Source organism: Streptomyces sp. MK7, from assembly GCF_032658145.1.
GTDB classification, from domain to species: Bacteria; Actinomycetota; Actinomycetes; order Streptomycetales; family Streptomycetaceae; genus Streptomyces; species Streptomyces spiralis.
The window spans coordinates 1-350 of record NZ_JAVACL010000177.1 but is presented as its reverse complement, the minus strand read 5'-3'; the positions used below and the strand labels follow the sequence as shown (position 1 = coordinate 350).

General features: G+C 66.3%; 1 protein-coding gene. It reads left to right on the top strand.

Annotated features, from left to right (window positions below; translation table 11 throughout):
• Positions 1-350 (top strand): alpha-amylase family glycosyl hydrolase (locus R2S09_RS40375; RefSeq protein WP_316746285.1); only part of this gene is annotated, 350 nt, incomplete at both ends.

Here is a 350-nt window from a genome sequence, read left to right as displayed (position 1 = left end):
TCTACGTGTGGGCCGACGACGACAAGGGCTACCCGGACGCGCGGATCATCTTCGTCGACACGGAGGTGTCCAACTGGACCTTCGACCCCGTGCGCGGCCAGTACTACTTCCACCGGTTCTTCTCCCACCAGCCGGACCTGAACTACGAGAGCCCCGCCGTCCAGGAGGAGATCCTGGCCGCCCTGCGCTTCTGGCTCGACCTGGGCATCGACGGGTTCCGGCTGGACGCGGTGCCGTACCTGTACGCGGAGGAGGGCACGAACTGCGAGAACCTGCCCGCCACCCATGAGTTCCTGAAGCGGGTGCGGCGCGAGATCGACAAGATGTACCCGGACACCGTGCTGCTGGCG